The following is a 20978-nucleotide window of genomic DNA, read 5'->3' as shown; positions in this document are numbered from 1 at the left end:
CCCTCGGTGACGCGCCCGGTGCCGTGTTGTTCTGAGGTATCCGAACGGTTGGGGCGTGATCACGATGCGATGCCTGGAATGCGCGAACACCGGCCTGGTCGCCGAGGCGTCCGCCCTGTGCGTGGACTGCGGTGCGGGCCTGTGCCGCGAGCACGTCGTCTTCGGCCAGCGTGCGCACAGCTGGATCTCGTCCACCGGGTACGGCACGCGCCCGTGCCAGCGGTGGACGAGGGCTGCCCGGTGCCGGCCGTGCGCGGCGACCTGCACGGGACGCGCCGCCCGCAGCTGGGAAGCCGGAAAGAACGCGATGGCGGTGGATTGACGCGGGTCACGTCGGGGTACCCCGGGGGGTAGTTGCGAGACAAACCCCGCCGGGGCTAACCTCGTGGCATATATACCCCTGGGGGTACCTGACAGGAGGGACCGACGTGATGGAGATCGTGGCCATCGACACCCCGTCTCTCGGGGACCGCAGCTATCTCGTGCACGACGGCGAGGTCGCGTTCGTCGTGGATCCACAGCGTGACATCGACCGGGTGCTGAGCCTGCTGGAGGACCGCGGCGTCCGGCTCACCCACGTGTTCGAGACACACATCCACAACGACTACGTCACCGGCGGGCTCGCGCTGGCACGGGCGACGGGCGCCGCGTACCACGTCAACGCCGCGGACGAGGTGTCGTTCGACCGTGCGCCGATCGAAGCCGGCGAACTGGTGCGTGTCGGGCAGGCGATGACGGTGCGCGCGGTGGCGACGCCGGGGCACACGTTCACGCACCTGGCCTACGTGCTCGAGACACCCGGCGAGGTACCCGCGGTGTTCACCGGCGGCTCGCTGCTGTTCGGCTCCACCGGACGGCCGGACCTGCTCGGGCCCGCGCACACGGGTGAGCTCGTGCACGCCCAGTACGCCTCGGCGCGCCGCCTGGCGGCGGATCTGCCGGACGAGACCAAGGTGTTCCCGACACACGGCTTCGGCAGCTTCTGCTCGGCCACGCAGTCGGAGGCGGATTCCTCGACCATCGGCACGGAGAAATGCGCCAACCCGGCGCTCACCCAGTCCGAGCAGGAGTACGTGGACGCGCTGCTCGCCGGCCTGGACGCCTACCCGGCCTACTACGCCCAGATGGGCCCGGCGAACGCGGCGGGCCCGGCGGCGCCGGATCTGTCGATGCCGCACCCGGCGGACAAGGACGAGCTCAAGCGCCGCATCGACGCGGGGGAGTGGGTGGTGGACCTGCGTACCCGCACGGCCTTCGCCTCGGGACACGTCGCCGGAACGCTGAACTTCGGGCTGGACGGCAACTTCGCCACCTACCTCGGCTGGCTGATCCCGTGGGGCACCCCGGTGACCCTGCTCGGCGCGACCAGCGAAGACGTCGCGGCGGCGCAACGTGAACTGGTGCGCATCGGCATCGACAGGCTCGAGGCCGCCGCCACTGGCACGCCCGGCGACTGGACCGGCACCGCGCCGGAGGTCTATCCGCGGGCGAGTTTCGCGGACCTGGCCCTCGTGCGGCACCACCGCCCCGTCGTGACGCTGGACGTGCGGCGTGACGGGGAATGGACCGACGGCCACATCGACGGCGCGGTGCACATCCCGCTGCACGGGTTGCTCGACCGGCTCGGCGAGGTGCCCGACGGCGAGGTCTGGGTGCACTGCCAGTCCGGCTACCGCGCTTCCATCGCGGCGTCGCTGCTCGCGGCCGCACGCCGCGACGTCGTCCTCATCGACGACGACTTCGACCTGGCGGGCGACGTGCTCGCCAAGGTTCCTGTCTCGGCGCACGGCGCGTGAACGCCGTGTTGCTGCTCGCACTGCCGGTAGGGCTGCTGATCGGACTGAGCCTGGGCGCGCTGGGCGCGGGCGGTTCCATCCTCACCGTTCCCGCACTGGTGTACCTGCTCGGCCAGACACCGCATCAGGCCACCACGCTGTCGCTGGTGATCGTCGGTGCGGCGGCGCTGGCGGGGGTGGCAGCGCACTGGCGCTCGGGCCGCGTCCGGCTCGGGCCCGGCCTCACCTTCGGGCTGCTCGGTTCGGTCGGATCGGTCGTGGGCTCGAAGGCCAGCGGCCTGGTCGACCCGGACGTGCTCCTGCTCGGGTTCGCGGGGCTGATGATCGCCGCGGCCGCCGCGATGCTCACCCGCGCACGCAAACCACGGCGCGGCGAGGACGACGACACCGGTGGCGGCGGCGGTGTCGCGACGGCCACGCGCACGCAGACCGGCGTCGCGCGGGCGGTCAAGATCGTCGCCGCGGCTTCGGTGGTCGGTGCGCTGACCGGGTTCTTCGGTGTCGGGGGCGGGTTCGTCGTGGTGCCCGCGCTGGTGCTGGCGCTCGGGTACGACACGGCGACGGCCGTGGGCACCTCGCTGGTCGTGATCGCCATCAACAGCGCGGTCGCACTCGGCACCCGCCTGGTCGGGCACGCCGAGACGATGAACTGGCCGCTGCTCGGACTGTTCCTGGTCGCGGCGGTGGCCGGCGTGCTGCTGGGCAACCGCGTCGCGTCGCGCGTTCCGGGACACCGGCTGACGACGGCCTTCGCGGTGATGCTGGTCGCCGTGGCGCTGTTCATCGGCATGCGCAGCCTGCCGCACCTGTTGTGAGGGAATGCGTTCGCGGTGCCCGGCGTTGTACCCGTCGAATACCCCGGTAGGTATATCCAGGAGGTTGTGAGATGGCCACGGTGGAGCTGACGAAGGACACCTTCCGCGAGACGGTCGCGCGCGGAGGCACGGTGCTGGTGGATTTCTGGGCGTCGTGGTGCGGCCCGTGCCGGATGTTCGCGCCGATCTACGACAAGGTGTCGCAGGCGCACCCCGGCATCGTGTTCGGCAAGGTGAACACCGAGCAGGAGCAGGAACTGGCGAGCGCGTTCGGCATTTCGTCGATCCCGACGCTGATGATCTTGCGCGACGGCGTGGTGCTCTACTCCGAGCCCGGCGCGCTGCCGGAGGGTGCGCTGGAGCAGCTGATCGCCAAGGCCGGCGAGGTCGACATGGACGAGGTTCGCCGCCAGCTCGCGGCCCAGCGCGCTTGATGAGGCACAATACCCATCGGGGTAGGTGAGGAGGGTTTCATGCAGTTCGAAGCGGATGAGCTGTCCGAGGTCGTGGTGCGGTTGCGCCGTGCGCAGGGCCAGATCGGCGGCGTGATCCAGATGATCGAGAACGGGCGCGACTGCAAGGACGTGATCACGCAGCTCGCCGCCGCGTCGCGGGCGCTGGACCGCGCCGGATTCAAGATCATCGCGACCGGCCTGGAAAAGTGCGTGACCGACGAGGAAACCGACGCGGCCGAGGTCGAGGCCAACCGCAAGCAGATGGAGAAACTGTTCCTCACGCTCGCGTGAGCGGCATTGGAAAAAAGATCACAAAGCGATGGCCGGGAAATTCCGGCCATCGCTTTCGCATGCGCGATCAATGTCCACTAAGGACACATCCGGCGATGTGTGAGGGGCCCCACGATGCCACCGTGGTCGTGGTGGCGCATACTGTCCGCGAACGACGGTCCGGGTGATTGGGCGGGAGGTGAGGCGCCGTGCAGAACAGCGAACCTCCCAGTAGTACCCGGTCGCGATTTCCCGTGACCGCGGTCTGACCGTTCCGTCCTTTTCTGTTGTCTTTCCGGCGCGAGTGCTTCGTGCCGGTTTGTGGCGTGGACCGGGTCCTGCGGCGATATCGCGACTGTTTCCTCCGTTTGTCGCATTTTCCTTTCTGTTGTGCGGAGGTGGACGAATCGTGTTCATGCCAGGAGCACAGTCGTGGCGGCGCCGCGCCGAGGATTCGCGGGCGCGCCGTGCCGTGCGGGGCACCGTGTTGTCGCTGGCCGGCCTGCTCGGCCGGGTCGTGGTGAACCAGACCGGCGACGAGGTCGGTCGGCTGGTCGACGTGGTGTGCCGGTGGGCCGGTGAGCCGTATCCGCCGGTGACCGGGCTGGTGATCAAGGTCGGGCGGCGGCGCGTGTACGCCTCGGCCGAGGCGGTCCGGCACGTGGCGCCGACGCGCGTGGCGCTGCGCTCGGCCCGGCTGGACCTGCGGGAATTCCAGGTGCGCGGCGGTGAGGTGCGGCTCGGGCGCGACGTGCTCGACCACCAGCTGGTGGACATCGACGGGGTGCGGGTGATCCGCGCTTCGGATCTGTACCTGGCCGAGATGGACGGGGTGTGGCGCCTGGTGGGCGCCGAGGTCGGGCTGAAGGTACTGGCCCGGCGGATCGGCCCGTCCCGGTGGCGGGCCCGCCCGGCTCCGGAGAAGGTGATCGACTGGTCGGCCATCCAGGCTCTCGGCGGCTCCGAGCAGGAGGGCGCGGCCGCCCGCCAGGTGCGGCTGCGCGCGGCGAACAGCGCGTTGTCCGCGCTGCGCCCGACGGAGCTGGCCGAGCTGCTCGCCGAGCTGGGCCGCGGTCCCCGCAACGAGCTGCTGGAGATGGTCAAGCCGGGCGCCGCCGCCGACGCGATGGAGGAGATGGACTCCCCGGATCTGGAGGCGCTGCTGCGGGAGGCGCCGACCGGCCGGGCGGCGGCGCTGCTGGCGGAGATGGAACCCGACGAGGCCGTGGACGCGTTGCGTGCGCTGGCGGGCCACGACCGGGACCGGCTGCTCACGGCGATGTCCGGCGAGCGCGCGCAGGGTCTGCGGACCCTGCTCGATCACCGGGAGGGCACCGCCGGGGCCGCCATGACCCCGGTACTGGTCACCGCCGTCGAGACCGACACGGTCGCCGATGTGGCGCAGCGGCTGCGCGAACAGACCGAGCACGCCGGTGATCTCGACGCGATCTGCGTGGTCGGCGCGGACGGCAGGCTCGTCGACGACGTGTCGCTGCTGGAACTGTTGCTGGCCGGCCCGGAGACCCCGATCGCGCGGCTGATCGGCCCGCCCTGGCCGGTCACCGTCGACCTCGGCACCCCGCTGCGCGAAGTCGTCGGGCACTTCATCGACGCGCGCCGCCAGTCGGTCGTCGTGCTCGACGAGGACGGCCGTCCCTCCGGCCGGATCCTGGCCGACGACCTGGTGGACGCGCTGGTGCCCGACCACGCCCGCTACCGCGTCTTCCCACTCGTTCCCTGACTTTCGCCGGCACCCAGAAGGGCCCTGCCATGGAAACCCGTGTGTCCACGACACTGCCCACGTCACCGCGGCCGCGCTGGCGCCGCCGCCTGATCACCGTGCTCGCCGTCGCCGGTCCCGGGCTCATCGCGGCCAACGCGGGCAACGACGCCGGCGGGATCGCCACCTACGCCTCCGCGGGGGCACAGTTCGGCTACCGGACGTTGTTCTTCATGGTGCTGGTCACCGTGGGTCTTGTCGTGGTGCAGGAAATGTGCGCCCGGCTCGGCGCGCACACCGGCGTCGGACTGGGCGCGCTGATCCGCGAACAGTTCTCGATCCGGGTCTCCGGCTTCGCCCTGCTGTGCTTCGTGGTCGCCAACGTCGGGCTCGTCGTGTCGGAGTTCGCCGGGATCGGCGCCGCACTGCAACTGCTGGGTGTGTCGCGGTATGTCTCGATACCTGCTGCCGCGGTGGCGATCTGGGGACTGGTCGTGTTCGGTTCCTATCGCTACGCGGAAAAGATCTTCCTCGTGCTGTCGCTGGCGTTTCTGGCCTATCCGCTCGCCGCGATGCTGTCCCACCCGGACTGGCGCGAGGTCGGAACTCAGCTCGCGCTGCCACATTTCGTCGGCAGCAAGGACTTCCTGCTGCTCGGGGTCGCGCTGATCGGCACCACCATCACCCCGTACATGCAGTTCTACGTCGCCGCCGCGGTCGCCGACCGGGGGATCGGCCCGGCCGACTACGCCCGGGAACGCGTGGACACGGTGGCCGGTGCGATTTTCGCCGACCTGATCAGCATCTTCATCATCATCGCCACCGCGACCGCGATCTCCGACCGGGCGCCGCTGGACTCCGCCGCGCAGGCCGCCGCCGCGCTGGAGCCGGTCGCCGGGCCCTTCGCGGCGCAGCTGTTCGGACTCGGGCTGCTCGGGGCTTCCGCGCTGGCCGCCGCCGTCGTCCCGCTCTCGACCTCCTACGCGGTGTCCGAGGCCGTCGGGGTGGAAAGCTCGGTGTCCCGCAGTTTCCGGCAGGCCCCGCTGTTCCTCGGCCTGTTCAGCGGTCAGATCGTCCTCGGCGCGGCCATCGCGCTGATCCCCGGCAACCTCATTCAGCTGCTCGTGCAGGCGCAGGTCCTCAATGGACTGATCACGCCGATCCTGCTGACCTACGTCCTCATTCTGGCCAACCGGCGCTCCGTGCTCGGCAAAGCCGCGAACGGGCCGGTTTTCCGTGTGGTCGCGACGATGTGCGTGGCGGTCGTGGCGATCCTGTCCGCCACCGTGCTGGTCCAGAGCGTGCTCGGTTGGTTCGGCCAGTGACCGCGGGGTCCCCGCCGGACGAGCGGGGACCCCTGGGATCACTTGCGGTCGAACACGTCCCGGATCTTGCCCGCCACGTCACCGGCGGCGTCCTTCACGCTTTCCACCGCGTCCTCGACGGCGGCTTTGGCCTGGTCGGTCTTGCCCTCGGCCCGCAGCTTCTCGTCACCGCTCAACTCGCCCGCGGCCTGCTTGGCCTTGCCCTGCACCTTGTCACCCAGCGACACGGGATTCTCCTTTCGCCTCCGCCGCCGCAGCGGCCTCACACCACTTAGGACAACCGGTGCACGGATTCGTCACGGGCGACGTCGTGGTGGCGGTTGTCACGCCGGCCCAGCAGCGCCGCACCCGCGAAGTAGAGCAGGGTGCTCGTCACGGGAAACCGGCCCCGTGGTGCGAAACCGCCGACGGTGAACCGGAACAGCGCGTACGCCGCCGTCGCGGCACCGAGAACGAGCAGCGGGCGGGACAGCCATACCGGCCACCCTGGCGACCACCGGGACAGTCGTCCGCCGAAATGTGCGCGTGCCACGGCCAGCAGTGCCAGCACGATCGCGGTGACGGCGGTCAGCAGTGCCACCCACACCGCTCGGGACAGCCACCAGCCGGCGGTGCCGGGCACCGGCTGCGGCAACAACCCCGCTGGGTAGGCGGCCAGTGCGACGAGCACGACGGGAATCATGTGCCACAGGTAGAGCCCCATCACGCGGTTGTTCACCGCGGCCAGCGGATGCCGCCAGCGTGAGGCCGCCAGCCTCCGGTTCAGCGTCGGCGCTACCGCCGCGACCAGCCCGGCCTGCGCCACGCTGAAGGCGAGCAGCGCGACCGTGGGCGGCGAGGTGTTGCGCACGGTTTCGCCGGGAACCGCGACCATGCTCAGCGGGTACGGCCCGAACCGGATCAGCACCGCCAGCGTGGCGGCGCCGCCCACCGCCAGCAGTCGCGGCAGCCTGCCGCGCAGCGCGCCGCGCAACCAGGCCACGCCCAGCTGGTAGACGGCCGCCCAGCCCAGCAGGTAGTTCGCCCAGCCGAGCAGCGGCAGCCGCCCGCCGAGTGTCGCGGCGTCCACCACGGCGACGGCGGCGGCCAAGGCGGCCGGCGCCGCCCAGCCCCAGCGCCGCTGTGCCGCCACCATCACCGGGGTCAGCGACACCAGGACGAGGTAGACCGGCAGGAACCACAGGTGCAGCGCGACCGCGGACGCGGCGTACTCCAGTTGCTGTCCATCCACATGCGACACCAGGCAGACCGCGACCGCGATCAGGACCACCGCCACGTACGCCGTGGCCGGTCCCAGCGTGGCGCTCACCCGCCGGCGGAGCCAGTCCGGCCAGCGGTCGTCGCCGCGGTGGTCCCACGAGGCCGCGTTCGCGTAGCCCGCGACGAGGAACAGCAGAGGAATGACCTGGAAGAACAGGGTGAGCCAGCGCGTCCAGGGCACCCCCGCGAGCACGTTCTCATCGCCGAACCGGCCGTTCCGGTAGGTCAACGACGCCGCAAGCCAGTGACCCAGTACGACGACGACCACCGCCAGGACCCGGAAGAGGTCCACGGACAGGTCGCGCTGCCTGGCCCGCACGGCCTCGACCGCTCAGGATTCCCCGAAATGCGGGCTTTGCCTGCGGCCGAAACGTTCCCATTCGCGGTCCCAGCGATGGGCGCGCGCCCGGCCGAGGATCCGCCGTGCGGCCGCGACCAGGCTCGCCACGCCGATCGCCGCGATGCCCCACGCCAGCATGCCCACGGCCAGCGCCATCGCGAGGGCGTCGCCCGGCCGCAGCGGCGCCGCGGCCACGTTGCCGTTCTGGTCCAGCCAGACCGGAACCGTGGTTCCCGCGGCGGTGCCCGGCGCGACGTTGACCGTGCCGGAGCGCTGGCCACCGCCGGGCAGCTCCCAGCGGGCCGTCACCGCCTTCGGCACGGCGGAGCCGCCGTCGGCAGTGCCGACCGTGGCCGAGGGCGCCGCGGCGAGGGTCACCGCCGACGATGTGTGGCGTTGGGCCATCTGCTGTCGCGATATGTCCATCTGGTGTGTGTAGGTGTCCGTTCCTGCCGACAGGGACAGGGGGACGGCGGCCAGGCACAAACCGATCGCGGCGAGGAGAATTCCCGCCTCGATCCAGTCCAGGCGGCGAGCAAGCGGGTTGCGTCCTGGCCAGAGCAGGCGCCCCAGACGCAAGAGCCAAGTCGTCGAGCGAAGCATGAGCCGAGCTTGTCCCTCGCCGGCGGCAGCCCGAAGAGCCGTTGGTCATGGGCCGGGGAGCCGAAAGGCGGGGACCGGCGGCCCAAGTCCTCCCCATCCGGCGGAAGTCGAGCCGAAGGTCCCTGTCCCGGGGCCGCGTTCATCAGCAAGCCTGAAGTCTCATCAGGAAACTTCAGGGAGGACCCGATGACGCATCAGCCCGATCCGCTGGCCTCGGCGCATCAGACGGCTCAGGAATGGCTGTCGGTGACCGCTCATCACCTCGGGACCGACGACCGTCACTACGCCTACCGGGTGCTGCGCACGTGGCTGCACCTCGTGCGCGACCGGCTCACCGTGGACACCGCGGTCCATTTCGCGGCGCAGCTGCCGGAGTTCCTGCGCGGCGTGTACTACGACGGCTGGACACCCAGCAAGGTACCGCTGCGCTACGACGCCGCCTGGTTCACCAACCTGTTCGCCGACCAGGCCGCGATCAGCCCGGACGACGTGCCGGCGGCGGCGGGCGCGGTTTCCGCGGCGCTGAACGCGCTGTGCTCGCCGGGACAGCTCGACCACGTCTTCGCGCTGATGCCCGCGAGCCTGCGTGGCGAACTCGAAGGCGAAAGCGTCACGGCGGAGACCTCGGCCCACACCGCGCCCGGGCGAGCGCACATCGACTCGCTGGAGGACAAGGTCCAGGCGTTGACCGAGGCGGTCAGCGTCCTCGCGCGCGGGCTGGAACAGATACCGTCGAGCGAGCCCGCGGCCGACCGTGCCGCGAAAGCCGCGCAGGAAGCACACCGCATCCTCATCGCGCACAACCCGCCGGCCACCTGACCACCGACCCGTCCGGACAACGGGGGACTTTCGCCTCTGTGCGCGGCAGCGGGCCGGCGCGACGGTTCGGACGTCGGCGACAGGACGCGAAGGGAGCCGCCGTGGACTCGTTTTCCCGGCAGGACCTCGACACGTTGCTCGGGCAGCCACGCTCGCCATCGGTGTCGCTGTATCTGACCACCCATCGCGCGGGGCCGGATACCCAGCAGGATCCACTCGAACTGACCAACCTGATCCACCGCGCCCAGGCGGAGCTGATGCGCGGCGGGCTGCGCAGGCCGGCCGCGGAGCAACTGCTCGCGCCGGCGCGCGATCTCGGCGAGGACGAGCGTTTCTGGCGGGATCGGGGTGAGGGTCTCGCGGTGTTCCTTCGCGACGGCTGGTGGCGCGCCTACCGGCTGCCCGTGTCCTTCGACGAGCTGGTCGTCGTCGCCGATCGCTTCCGCGTGTATCCGCTGCTGCCGTTGCTCAGCAGCGACCGGAGCTTCTTCGTGCTCGCGCTCAGCGAGAACGAAGCGCGGCTGTACCGGGGAACGCGGTCGGGACTGCGGATCGTGCCGGTGCCCTGTCTGCCGCACGGGGTCGCGGACGCCTTGCGTTACGACCAGCCGCTCAGACGCCGCAACCGGCATTTCGGCGTGCGGGCCGGTGTGAAGGTCCGCACCGTGGTGCACGGCCAGGGAATCGGCGGTGAGATCCAGAAGGAACGGCTCGGCCGGTACCTGCACGCGGTCAGCGGTGCGATCGATCCGGTGCTGGCTGGCGAACGCCGGCCGCTCGTACTGGCCGGTGTCGACCACGTCCGGGCGGCCTATCGCGAGATCACCCGCTACCCGCACGTCCTGGACGCCGGGATCGCCGGCAGCCCGGACCGGGTACCGCCGGCGCAGCTGCACGCGCGCGCATGGGAGCTGGCCGGGCCGGAAGCGATGCGCGGCCGGGACGCCGCCGCGGCCCGCTACCGGGAGGCGGCCGGTACGGGGCTGGCATCCGACGACGTTTCCGCCGTCGTCGTGGCCGCCGAGGCGGGCCGGGTCGAGTGCCTGTTCCTGCCGGTGGGCTCATCCGGGCAGGACGACGGAGTGGTCGAATCAGCCGCGATTCACACGCTCCGGACCGGGGGGAACGTCTACGCGGTCTCCGCCGCCGACGTGCCCGGCGGTGGGGCCGTCGCGGCGGTGTTCAGGTACTGAGCGGGCCATGGGCTGACACCGGGACGAGACGGCCACGCGAGGCCGCGACCGCGCCGGCGAGCCCGGACCTGCGCGCCATCGGCTTGCATGTGCCAGCACGCGCACAGGCGGCGTAGCTCTCTGGCACGCGAGGCCTCGCGCCACGCCGCCTTCTGGGCGTCGGTGGCCCGGTGACACGCCGCGATGCTGTTGCTTCTGGCGGCGGCCACGTCGCAGGAGAGTTTCATCCAGACACGAGGTGAGTGCGGGTGTGCCATGGCGTACCAACGAGACGTGCGGGGCAAACCTCGACCGGGACGGCCGAGAGCAGTACGGAGTTACGGTAGACCCTTCCGATCGAGGGGGAAAGGGACGTGGCGTAGGACGCCTTGGTTTGCGAGCCACAACTCCTCCCGCTATCGTGGTCTGTATACCCCCTGGGGTATCACGAAGAGGAGAAATGATCATGTGTCAGAGAGTGACGTGCCCGCGCTGCAACAAGCCCACCTACCGCGGCTGCGGCCAGCACGTGGAGCAGGTGCTCGGCGACGTTCCCGCCTCGCGGCGTTGTTCGTGCGCGTCGGAGCCGCAGCAGCCGCGTTCGCGGTGGCCCTTCGGCCGCCGGTGACGAGCACGGGTGTGGCCCGTCCGGGCGCGGGCCGCACCCGCCCGCAACCTAACCGCGGGAACGTCGGATTCCCGCCAGAGGAAAGGATTGTTCGATGGACATCGGCATCACGGTCAGGCTCGATCTGCCCTTCGACGCGGCGGTCGAGCGTACTCGCGCCGCGCTGAAGGAGCAGGGGTTCGGCGTGCTCACCGAGATCGACGTGCAGGCCACGCTGCGCGAGAAGCTCGGCGAGGAGATGGAGCGCTACCTCATCCTCGGCGCCTGCAACCCGCCGCTCGCGCACCGCGCACTCGGCGTCGACCGCCGGATCGGCCTGCTCCTGCCGTGCAACGTGGTCGTGCGCGAGGACGAGGGCGCCACGATCGTCGAGGCGCTCGACCCGGAGATCATGGTCTCCTCGACCGGCGAACCGGGCTTCACGCCGGTCGCCCAGGAGGCCGCCGCGCGGCTGCGCAAGGCGCTGGACACGCTGGGACCTTCGTAGTCTCGAAGAGAGCCCTCGGCCCTTTCCCGCGGCCGCCGGCCGCGGGGACCATCGCGTGGGAACGCGACGAATGGGGCTGACACCGTGAGCTTTTTCGACATGATGAATCCGCACGCCGAAACCCACCGTGCCGAGCACGCGGGGTGGCTGCGCGCGGCGGTGCTGGGCGCCAACGACGGCCTGGTGTCCACGGCCAGCCTGATGGTGGGCGTGGCGGCCAGCGGGGCCGCGAGCGCGGCCATCGTGACGGCCGGTGTCGCCGGAGTGGCGGCCGGATCGATGGCGATGGCGGCGGGGGAGTACGTCTCGGTCAGCTCGCAGGTCGACGTGGAGCGGGCCGACCGCGCCAAGGAGGAGCGCGAGCTCGCCGAGAACCCGGAGGCGGAGCTGGCCGAACTGGCCGGCATCTACCGGGACCGCGGCCTGCCGGAGGCGCTGGCCGCGCAGGTGGCCGAGGCGCTGCACGAGGCCGATCCGCTCGGGGCACATCTGCGCGACGAACTCGGGCAGAGCGAATCCACGGCGGCCCGCCCGGTGCAGGCGGCGCTGGCCTCGGCCGCCAGTTTCCTGGCCGGCGGTCTGGTCCCGTTCCTCGGCCTGCTCGGCCCCACCGCGGCCGTGCGCGTCGGGTTGATCGTGGTGGTGGCGCTGGTAGGTCTTGCCGTGGCCGGCGTCCTCGGCGCCCGGTTCGCCGGCATCGCCGTGCCGCGGCCCGCGCTGCGCGTGGTGCTGGGCGGCGGTCTGGCCATGCTGGTGACCGCCGCCGTCGGCCAGCTCGCGCACGTGTCCGGCCTCTGACGACGTGACGACGGCGACCGAGCCGGGGCGCGGACTGACCGCGGCGCAGGTCCGCGACCGCGTCGAGCGGGGCGAGACCAACACCGTCGCGCGCCGCACCAGCCGTCCGCTCGCCGACATCGTGCGCGCCAACGTGTTCACCAGGTTCAACGCCATTCTCGGAGCGCTCTTCGTCGTCATCGTCATCGTCGGGCCGGTCCAGGACACCCTGTTCGGGATGGTCGTGCTCGCCAACACCGCGATCGGCATCGTGCAGGAATGGCGCGCCAAGCAGACGCTGGACCGGCTGGCCATCCTCGGCGAGGCCCGGCCGCGGGTGTGGCGCGACGGGGCGCTGACCGACCTGGCCCCCGATCAGCTGGTCCGCGACGACGTGATCGAACTCGGGCCGGGCGAGCAGCTCATGGTCGACGGCACGCTGCTGTCCGCGACGGGTCTGGAGCTGGACGAGTCGGCCTTGACCGGCGAGGCGGATCCCGTCGCCAAACGTGCGGAGGACAGCATCCTGTCCGGCAGCTTCGTCGTCGCCGGAGCGGGCCGCTACCGGGCCACGCACGTCGGTGCGCAGGCCTACGCCGCCCGGCTGGCGGCGGAGGCCAGCCGGTTCACCCTCGCCCACTCGGAGCTGCGGGCCGGTATCGACCGCATCCTGAAGTGGATCACCTGGCTGTTCGTGCCCGTCACCGCGGTCACCCTCTACGGGCAGCTGCGCGGCAACCAGACCCTGCCCGACACCGTCCGCGGTGTGGTCGCCGCGCTGGTGCCGTTGGTGCCCGAGGGCCTGGTGCTGTTGACCAGCATCGCGTTCGCCGTCGGCGTGATCCGGCTGGGCCGCAGGCACTGCCTCGTGCAGGAGCTTCCCGCGATCGAAGGACTCGCCCGGGTGGACGTGGTGTGCACGGACAAGACCGGCACGCTCACCGAAACCGGTATGCGCCTGGGCCGGCTGCACCCGGTCGGCGCGGAGGACCCCGAGGCCACCCGGGCGCTGGCGGCGCTGGCCGCGGCCGATTCCAGTCCGAACGCCAGCATGCGGGCCATCGCCGCGGCCTACCCCGCCGGCCCCGGCTGGGCAGTCACGGCCAGTGCGGCGTTCTCCTCGGTCACGCGCTGGAGCGGGGCCAGTTTCACCGGTCACGGCAACTGGGTGCTCGGCGCGCCGGAGGCCCTGCTGCCCGCGGACAGCCCGGTGCTGGGCTCGGCGAACGAACTCGCCGCGCGCGGGATGCGGGTGCTGCTGCTGGGCCGCTCCGACCGTGCGGTGGACACCGACAGGGCACCCGGGCACGTCGAACCGGTCGCGCTTGTCGTGCTGGAACAGAAGATCCGCCCCGACGCCGCGTCCACTTTGGACTACTTCGCGGAGCAGGACGTGTCGGTGGTGATTCTGTCCGGGGACAACGCGGTCTCGGTCGGGGCCATCGCGGCCGGGCTCCATCTGCCCGCCTCCGCCGTGTTCGGGCGGGTGACGCCACAACGCAAGCAGGAGGTGGTCGCCGGGTTCCAGGCCGACGGCCACGGCGTGGCGATGACCGGCGACGGAGTCAACGACGTGCTGGCCCTCAAGCAGGCCGACATCGGCGTCGCGATGGGCGCCGGCAGCCCCGCCGCCCGCGCCGTGGCCCAGATCGTGTTGCTGGACAACGCTTTCGCCACGCTGCCGCACGTGGTCGCCGAGGGGCGGCGGGTGATCGGCAACATCCAGCGGGTGGCGAGCCTGTTCCTGATCAAGACCGTGTACGCCACGGTGCTGGCGGTCGCGATCGGCGCGGCGCGGCTGCCGTTTCCGTTCCTGCCCCGTCATCTGACCCTCATCGGCACGCTGACCATCGGCGTTCCGGCGTTCTTCCTCGCGCTGGCCCCGAATACCGAACGGGTCCGCGGCGAGCTGATCCGCCGCGTGCTGCGGATCGCGGTGCCGGTCGGGGTGGTGGCGGCCGCGGCCACGTTCGGCTGCTACTTCCTCGTGCACGCCCAGGGCGACGCGAGCCTGACCCAGCAGCGGACGGCCGCCACGCTCACGCTGTTCCTGATCAGTCTCGCCGCGCTGATCGCCATCGCGAGGCCGCTCACGTGGTGGAAGCTGGGCCTGGTCGCGGGCATCGCCGGCGCGTTCGCGCTGGTGTCGCTGGTGCCGCTCGGTCAGCGGTTCTTCGCCCTCGATCCCACCAACGCCGGCGCCATGCTCACCGCGCTGGCGATCGCGGCCGTCGGGAGCGCCCTCACGCTCGTCGCCGCGCGAACGGCCGGCCAGGTCAGGGCCGGGCGAGAAACTCCAGAACCTCTCGCGCGATCCGGCGGTTCTGCACGCCGAGGTGCCCGTGCCGGGGAAGGATCAGCGCCGCACCGCCCGGGATGAGCGCGGCGGTCTGCTCGAACAGTTCGCGGCCGTAGCAGGCATCCCGGCCACCACCGATGACGAGCGTGGGTGCGGTGATCCCCGCCAGGCGGTCGTGCAGGTCGAAGGCGTCCTCGGCGTCGATCGTGGCAAGCAGGTCGGTGCCGGCGCGGCCGAGCATGACCGGTCCGAGCAGCCAGCCGAGGATGCGCATGAAGCGGCGGGTCGTGGCGTGCGCACCCAGGATGGACATCATCGCGGCCGAGGCGCGCCGGGTCGACCCCGCCCGCAACCACCTCGCGGTCTCACGCTGGCAGGCGCGGCCGTAGGGACCGAGCCGGTAGGCGGCGGAGACGATCACCAGCCGTGCCACGGTTTCGGGATGGTCGGCCGCCAGTTGCAGCGCGACACTTCCGCCGGTGGACACGCCGAGAACGTCGACGGGCTCGCCGAACTGCTGCCGCAGCGCGGCGGCGTAGTCACCGGCGAGATCGGCCATCGTCGTGCCCGGTGGCAGGCCGGCACGCCGGTTGAGCCACCACACCTCCCGGTTCCGGGCCAGCGGCGAGCACTGCGCGCGCTGGAAGCCGCGGTCCATGCCCCGGGGCAGGTCGTGGTGTGCGGTCAGGCCGGGCAGCATGACCAACGGCCGTCCGGCACCGATCCGCAGGCAGGCCATACCACTGGCGAGCACCGCGTCGTTTCCCTCGCTCATCGACTGGCACCTCCGCCGCGACCCCTTTTTCAGGCTAAGGCTTGTGCGCGGCGGCGCCAACGTGCATCGCCCGTCCGCATCACGTGTGCAGGCCGGTGAGGCGTTCGTAGGCCGCGACGAGTTCGGCGGTCAGTTCGTCCAGCCGGGCCGGGTCGGCGGTGGCGAGGTCGGCGAAGCGCATCGCGATGCCGGTCACCATCTCCGCCAGCGCCCGCGCGGGCACGGCGAGTGACGCCTCGCCCCGCGCCTCGAGCCGGGTCAGGAAACGTGCGTGTCTGCGGGTCGGGCGTTCGTGGATCTCGTCGTGCAGTGCACGCATCTCCGGGTCGGACAGCGCCTGGTGGTGGATCACGGTGAGCATGCCGCGGTGGCGGACGTAGGCGTGCAGGTACGCGACGATGCCGACCCGGCCGGTGTCGCGGGGCGAGGTCGTGTCGATGTTCTCCTGCAGGGCGAGGAATTCGTCGCGCACCCGTTCGGCGAGGGCGCGGAAGACGTCCTCTTTGGACGGGAAGTAGGAGTAGACGGTCGGGCGGGTGATGCCCGCGTCGTCCGCGAGGGCGCCGATGGTCGTGCGCGTGAAGCCGAGCCTGCAGAACGTGCGCTCGGCCGAGTCGAGCAGCAGGCTTCGCTTCTCGGACTCCGCGAGCGCCCGGCCGCCGATGCCGCGCATGACCACCTCCCGCTACTTGACAGCAATGTAAAGTAGCACGCCATGGGATTACCTGATGTCCAGCGTCGGACGATCAGCGCGGTCTACGAGCGGGTGCTGGAGTTCATACCGGACGAACTCGCCCAGATCGGACCGGACGGCGACTACACCTTCGCCGAAAGCCACGCACGCTCGCTGCGCATCGCGGGCGGGCTCACCGGCCTCGGCATCGAACGGCAGCAGCCGGTCGCGCTGCTGCTGGACAACTCGCTCGACGCGGTGCACGCCTGGACCGGCACCGCACTCGGCGGGATGGTCGAGGTGCCGGTCAACTCCGCCTACAAGGGCAGCTTCCTGAGCCACATCCTCAACGACTCCGGCGCGCTCGCGCTCGTCGTGGAGGCCGGGCAGGTCGAGCGCGTCGCCCGCATCGCGGGCGAACTCACCGCCTTGCGCACCGTCGTCGTACACGGCGATCCCGCGGCGGCCGACGAGCTGCGCGGACGCTTCCAGGTGATCGGGTTCGACGAGCTCGCCAACGCGAATCCCGTGGCGCCCCAGCGCATCGACCCCGCCGACCTGATGGCCTACATGTACACCTCGGGCACCACCGGGGCGTCGAAGGGCGTGCTGGTCTCGCACGCGCACGCCTACACCTACGCCTCCCGCGAGGACCAGGAGCGGCCGCGTGCGGGCGACCGGATCCTCGTCACGCTGCCGCTGTTCCACCTCGCCGGCCAGTGGTACGGCGTGTACCAGGCGCTGATCCACGAGTCCCGCTGCGTGGTCGAGCCCGGCTTCTCCGTGAGCCGGTTCTGGCCGACGGTGCGCGAGCACGGCATCACCGTCACCGTCACGCTCGGCGCGATGGCCGAACTGCTTCAGCAGCGGGCGCCGCAGCCCGACGACGCCGACAATCCACTGGAGCTGGCGGTGATGGCGCCGCTGGCCAGCGACGTCGAGGGTTTCCGCCGCCGGTTCGGCGTGCAGGTCGCCTCCGTGTACGGCATGAGCGAGATCGGCGTGGTGCTCAACGGGCCGCCGGAGACGATCGTCGGCGGCGAATGCGGCTTCCCGCGCCCCGGCTACACCTTGCGGCTGGTCGACTCCGCGGGCAAGGACGTGCCGACCGGTGAGATCGGCGAGCTGTGGGTGCGCCCGGACGAGCCGCTGACGGTGATGCGCGGCTACCACAACCTGCCGGACAAGACCGCCGAGACGCTCGTCGAAGGCTGGGTGCACACCGGTGACGCCTTCCGCGCCGACGCCGAAGGCCGGTTCTTCTTCAGCGACCGGATGAAGGACGCGCTGCGCCGCCGCGGCGAGAACATCTCCAGCTTCGAGGTGGAGAGCGTGATCAACAGCCATCCCGGGGTGTACGAGAGCGCGGTCGTCGCCGTGCCCTCCGCCCTCACCGAGGACGAGATCAAGGCGGTCGTGGTGCCACGCGAGGGCGTGACCGTGGATCCGGAGGAGCTGACCCGCTACCTCATCGACCGGATGCCGTATTTCATGGTGCCGCGCTACCTGGAGTTCGCCGCGGAACTGCCGAAGACGCCCACTCAGAAGGTGCACAAGCACGTGCTGCGCGAGGCCGGTGTGCACGAAGGAGTCTGGGACCGCGAAGCGGCCGGGATCGTGCTGCGAAGGGAGAACCGGTGACGTCACTGCTGGTCGCCAACCGGGGCGAGATCGCCGTCCGCATCATGGCGACGGCCGCCGCGCTCGGGCTGCGGACCGTGGCCGTCCATCCGGCCGACGACGCCGAGTCGGCGCACGTCCGGCGCGCGGACGAGGCGGTCGAGCTGCCCGGGGAGGGGCCTGCCGCCTACCTCGATGCCGAGGCGGTCGTCGGGGCCGCGGTGAAGACCGGATGCGACACGCTGCACCCCGGTTACGGCTTCCTGTCGGAGAATCCCGCGCTCGCGCGGCGCTGCGCAGAGGCGGGTGTGACGTTCGTCGGGCCCTCGCCCGAGACGCTGGCCCTGTTCGGGGACAAGACGGCGGCGCGGGCGCGGGCCGAGGAGGCCGGAGTTCCGGTGCCCGCCGGGGCACCCGCGGCGGAGGCCCACCGGTTCCTGGAAAGCCTCGGACCGGGCGGGGCGGTGATGGTCAAGGCGCGCGCGGGCGGCGGTGGCCGCGGCATGCGCCCGGTGACCGATCCCGCGGAGCTGGACGAGGCGTTGCGCCGCTGCGCTTCCGAGGCGGCGTCGGCCTTCGGCGACGGCACCGTCTACGTCGAGCGGTTGCTCACCGGCGCCCGGCACATCGAGGTGCAGGTCGCGGGCGACGGGGCGCGGGTGGTCGCGCTGGGCGACCGGGACTGCAGTGCCCAGCGGCGCAGGCAGAAGCTCATCGAGATCGCCCCGGCGCCCGCGTTGCCGGACGCGCTGCGGGCGGCGCTGCACCGTGCGGCGACGGATCTGGTGGGGGACTACCTCGGGCTCGCGACCGTCGAGTTCCTGGTGTCGGGCAAGGATTTCGTGTTCCTCGAAGTCAATCCGCGGCTGCAGGTCGAGCACACGGTCACCGAGGAGGTGACCGGCCTGGACCTGGTCGAGATCGGTCTCGGGCTCGCCGCCGGGCGCACGCTGGCCGAGCTCGGCATCGACCGTGGCGTGCCGAGCCGCGGCACCGCGCTGCAGGCCCGGGTCAACGCCGAGACGGTGCGGGCCGACGGCACGGTCGTGCCCGGCGCGGGCACGCTCACCCGCTTCCAGCCGCCGACCGGGCGTGGCATCCGCGTCGACACCCACGGCTACACCGGCTACGCGATGAGCCCGCGCTACGACTCCCTGCTGGCGAAGGTGATCGTCCACGGCGACGCGGCCTCGATCGCCGCACGGGCCTCGCGCGCACTGGCCGAATTCGACCTCGCCGGCGTTCCGACCAACCGCGGGCTGCTGCGTGCGCTGCTGGCCGAACCGGCGCTGACCACCGGTGGCATCGACACGGCCTACGTCGACGCGCGGACCGCGGAGCTCGCCGGCGAGCCCGACCCCGCACCGGAGATCGCGGACGGGGACGCGAACGCCGTGTCCGCACCCCAGCCGGGCGTGGTCGTGCAGCTCGCGGTGACTCCCGGCGCGCAGGTCGCCGCGGGCGCCGAACTACTGGTCCTCGAAGCGATGAAGATGGAGCACGTGGTCCGCGCCGACCGGGCGGGCATCGTCGAGGAGGTACTGGTCGCGACCGGAGACGCGGTCACCGCCGGGGCGCCGCTGCTGATCCTCGCCGGTGACGGCGAGGGCGCCGGGCACGACGCCGTGGTGGCCGACATCGACCCCGCCCACGTCCGGCCCGATCTCGCCGAGGTCCACGAGCGCAAGCGGATCACACTGGACGAGGCGCGGCCCGCCGCCGTCGAACGCAGGCGCGGCAAGGGACTGCGCACCGCCCGCGAGAACGTCGCCGACCTCGTAGACCCCGGCAGCTTCACCGAGTACGGCGGGTTCGTGGTCGCCGCCCAGCGCCGCCGCCGCGCGCTGGACGACCTGATCGCCGCGACCCCCGCCGACGGGCTGCTCACCGGCACCGCGACCGTCGACGGGGTGCCCGTGGCGGTGCTGGCCTACGACTACACCGTGCTCGCCGGGACCCAGGGCGTGCACAACCACCGCAAGACCGACCGGCTGCTGCGGCTCGCGCAGCGCCAGGCGCTGCCGGTCGTGGTCTTCGCCGAGGGCGGCGGCGGACGGCCCGGCGACACCGACACCTCCGCGGTCGCCCAGCTCGACGTGCCCACCTTCCGGCTCATGGCCGAACTGGCGGGCAAGGTGCCGACCGTCGCGATCGTCGCGGGCTACTGCTTCGCGGGCAACGCCGCGCTGGCCGCGTCGTGCGATCTGATCATCGCCACCGAAGGCAGCAGCCTCGGCATGTCCGGACCCGCGATGATCGAGGGCGCCGGGCTCGGCGTGGTCGCGCCACAGGACGTCGGGCCGATGTCGGTGCAGGTGCCCAACGGCGTGGTCGACGTGCTGGTCCCGGACGAGGCCGCCGCCGTCGCGACGGCACGTGCCTACCTGCGCACGGTGACCGGGGTGGCCGCCGGGGACGTCGCCTGCGCGGACCAGCGCACGCTGCGGCACCTCGTCCCGGAGAACCGGGTGCGGGTCTATGACATCCGGCCCGTGCTGGAGACGTTGTTCGACAGCGGCAGCCTGCTGGAGGTCCGGGCGGCCTTCGGCACCGGGATCGTCACGGCCTTCGCGCGGCTGGCCGGCAGGCCGGTCGGCGTGCTGGCGAACGATCCCGGCCACCTCGGCGGCGCGATCGACGGCGACGCCGCCGACAAGGCGACCCGGTTCCTGCGGATCTGCGACGAGCGCGGCCTGCCCGTGGTGTCGCTTGTGGACACCCCGGGGTTCATGGTCGGCCCGGAGGCCGAACGCACCGCCACCGTCCGCCGGTTCGGGGAGATGTTCGTGGCCGGGGCGCGGCTGTCCACGCCGCTGGTCGCGGTGGTGCTGCGCAAGGGCTACGGCCTCGGCGCCATGGCCATGACCGGTGGTGACCTGCTCTCGACCGCGCTGACCGTGGCCTGGCCGACCGGCGAGTTCGGCGGCATGGGCCTGGAAGGCGCGGTCCGGCTGGGCTACCGCAAGGAACTCGACGCCATCGCCGATCCGCGGGCGCGCCGGGACCGGTACGAGGAACTGCTGGCCGGCTACTACGAACGCGGCAAGGCGCTCAGCGTCGCGACCGTCGGCGAGATCGACGACGTCATCGACCCCGCCGACACCCGCGAGGTGCTGTCCAGGGCGCTCGGCTGCGCCGGGTAGG

20 protein-coding genes are annotated in these 20978 nt (G+C 71.7%); 15 read left to right on the top strand and 5 right to left on the bottom strand.

The features are described 5' to 3' along the window. Positions 1-64: 64 nt before the first annotated feature. The 7 genes from HFP15_RS24495 to HFP15_RS24465 all read left to right on the top strand — a co-directional run bounded on the left by HFP15_RS24495 (position 65) and on the right by HFP15_RS24465 (position 6381). The gene (locus HFP15_RS24495; protein ID WP_168519112.1) at positions 65-322 is read left to right on the top strand and encodes a DUF2180 family protein; all 258 of its coding nucleotides are present in this window, start codon (positions 65-67) and stop codon (positions 320-322) included. Positions 323-431: 109 nt separating this feature from the next. Further along, positions 432-1796 carry an MBL fold metallo-hydrolase gene (locus tag HFP15_RS24490; protein WP_210717813.1) on the top strand — a complete coding sequence of 455 codons (1365 nt, stop codon included), beginning with the start codon at positions 432-434 and terminating at the stop codon, positions 1794-1796. Further along, positions 1793-2611, top strand: coding sequence for a sulfite exporter TauE/SafE family protein (locus tag HFP15_RS24485; protein WP_168519077.1), 819 nt, complete (start codon positions 1793-1795; stop codon positions 2609-2611). Before HFP15_RS24490 ends, HFP15_RS24485 begins: the two co-directional genes overlap by 4 nt. A 71-nt stretch (positions 2612-2682) precedes the next feature. After that, positions 2683-3045 carry a thioredoxin gene (gene trxA, locus HFP15_RS24480; RefSeq protein ID WP_168519076.1) on the top strand — a complete coding sequence of 121 codons (363 nt, stop codon included), beginning with the start codon at positions 2683-2685 and terminating at the stop codon, positions 3043-3045. A gap of 39 nt (positions 3046-3084) precedes the next feature. Then, a complete protein-coding gene (locus tag HFP15_RS24475) occupies positions 3085-3357 on the top strand; it encodes a metal-sensitive transcriptional regulator (protein ID WP_168519075.1) in 273 nt (90 codons plus the stop codon). 394 nt (positions 3358-3751) lie between these two features. Beyond that, a complete protein-coding gene (locus tag HFP15_RS24470) occupies positions 3752-5077 on the top strand; it encodes a magnesium transporter MgtE N-terminal domain-containing protein (RefSeq protein ID WP_210717791.1) in 1326 nt (441 codons plus the stop codon). A gap of 41 nt (positions 5078-5118) precedes the next feature. After that, complete coding sequence (locus HFP15_RS24465) at positions 5119-6381, top strand: NRAMP family divalent metal transporter (RefSeq protein WP_312871729.1); 1263 nt, start codon at positions 5119-5121, stop codon at positions 6379-6381. Positions 6382-6419: 38 nt separating this feature from the next. Here HFP15_RS24465 and HFP15_RS24460 read toward each other — a convergent pair whose 3' ends face one another. Genes HFP15_RS24460 through HFP15_RS24450 form a run of 3 tightly spaced genes read right to left on the bottom strand, consistent with a single transcriptional unit; the run spans position 6420 to position 8584 of the window. Beyond that, positions 6420-6608 (bottom strand): CsbD family protein, encoded by a 189-nt coding sequence (locus tag HFP15_RS24460; RefSeq protein ID WP_168519073.1) that lies wholly within the window; start codon positions 6606-6608, stop codon positions 6420-6422. Positions 6609-6652: 44 nt separating this feature from the next. After that, a complete protein-coding gene (locus HFP15_RS24455; RefSeq protein WP_168519072.1) occupies positions 6653-7960 on the bottom strand; it encodes an acyltransferase family protein in 1308 nt (435 codons plus the stop codon). 12 nt (positions 7961-7972) lie between these two features. Then, positions 7973-8584, bottom strand: a complete 612-nt coding sequence (locus HFP15_RS24450; RefSeq protein ID WP_446680253.1) for an Rv1733c family protein — start codon at positions 8582-8584, stop codon at positions 7973-7975. A gap of 186 nt (positions 8585-8770) precedes the next feature. Between HFP15_RS24450 and HFP15_RS24445 the strand changes: the two genes are divergently transcribed. The 6 genes from HFP15_RS24445 (at position 8771) to HFP15_RS24420 (ending at position 14847) form a co-directional block, all read left to right on the top strand. Next, positions 8771-9403, top strand: a complete 633-nt coding sequence (locus HFP15_RS24445) for a DUF2267 domain-containing protein (protein WP_168519070.1) — start codon at positions 8771-8773, stop codon at positions 9401-9403. Positions 9404-9504: 101 nt separating this feature from the next. Continuing rightward, complete coding sequence (locus HFP15_RS24440; protein ID WP_168519069.1) at positions 9505-10596, top strand: baeRF3 domain-containing protein; 1092 nt, start codon at positions 9505-9507, stop codon at positions 10594-10596. 445 nt (positions 10597-11041) lie between these two features. Beyond that, positions 11042-11203, top strand: a complete 162-nt coding sequence (locus HFP15_RS24435; RefSeq protein ID WP_168519068.1) for a DUF8730 family Cys-rich protein — start codon at positions 11042-11044, stop codon at positions 11201-11203. Positions 11204-11297: 94 nt separating this feature from the next. Beyond that, positions 11298-11690, top strand: a complete 393-nt coding sequence (locus HFP15_RS24430; RefSeq protein WP_168519067.1) for a DUF302 domain-containing protein — start codon at positions 11298-11300, stop codon at positions 11688-11690. A 99-nt stretch (positions 11691-11789) separates the two neighbouring features. Next, positions 11790-12488 carry a VIT1/CCC1 transporter family protein gene (locus HFP15_RS24425; protein WP_210717790.1) on the top strand — a complete coding sequence of 233 codons (699 nt, stop codon included), beginning with the start codon at positions 11790-11792 and terminating at the stop codon, positions 12486-12488. 4 nt (positions 12489-12492) lie between these two features. Then, the gene (locus tag HFP15_RS24420) at positions 12493-14847 is read left to right on the top strand and encodes an HAD-IC family P-type ATPase (protein ID WP_312871728.1); all 2355 of its coding nucleotides are present in this window, start codon (positions 12493-12495) and stop codon (positions 14845-14847) included. Here HFP15_RS24420 and HFP15_RS24415 read toward each other — a convergent pair. Beyond that, a complete protein-coding gene (locus HFP15_RS24415) occupies positions 14744-15541 on the bottom strand; it encodes an alpha/beta fold hydrolase (protein WP_168519066.1) in 798 nt (265 codons plus the stop codon). The genes HFP15_RS24420 and HFP15_RS24415 overlap by 104 nt on opposite strands. Before the next feature lie 79 nt (positions 15542-15620). Further along, on the bottom strand, positions 15621-16214 hold the full coding sequence (locus HFP15_RS24410; RefSeq protein ID WP_168519065.1) for a TetR/AcrR family transcriptional regulator: 594 nt from the start codon (positions 16212-16214) through the stop codon (positions 15621-15623). 42 nt (positions 16215-16256) lie between these two features. Here HFP15_RS24410 and HFP15_RS24405 point away from each other — a divergent pair, with 42 nt between their 5' ends. Together HFP15_RS24405 and HFP15_RS24400 are read left to right on the top strand one after the other, a co-directional pair. Then, on the top strand, positions 16257-17855 hold the full coding sequence (locus tag HFP15_RS24405) for an AMP-binding protein (protein WP_168519064.1): 1599 nt from the start codon (positions 16257-16259) through the stop codon (positions 17853-17855). After that, on the top strand, positions 17852-20977 hold the full coding sequence (locus HFP15_RS24400) for an acetyl-CoA carboxylase family protein (protein ID WP_168519063.1): 3126 nt from the start codon (positions 17852-17854) through the stop codon (positions 20975-20977). Before HFP15_RS24405 ends, HFP15_RS24400 begins: the two co-directional genes overlap by 4 nt. Position 20978 lies beyond the last annotated feature (1 nt).

This window comes from Amycolatopsis acididurans, assembly GCF_012328925.1.
Classification (GTDB): domain Bacteria; phylum Actinomycetota; class Actinomycetes; order Mycobacteriales; family Pseudonocardiaceae; genus Amycolatopsis_E; species Amycolatopsis_E acididurans.
This window is presented reverse-complemented; position numbering and strand designations above follow the sequence as displayed.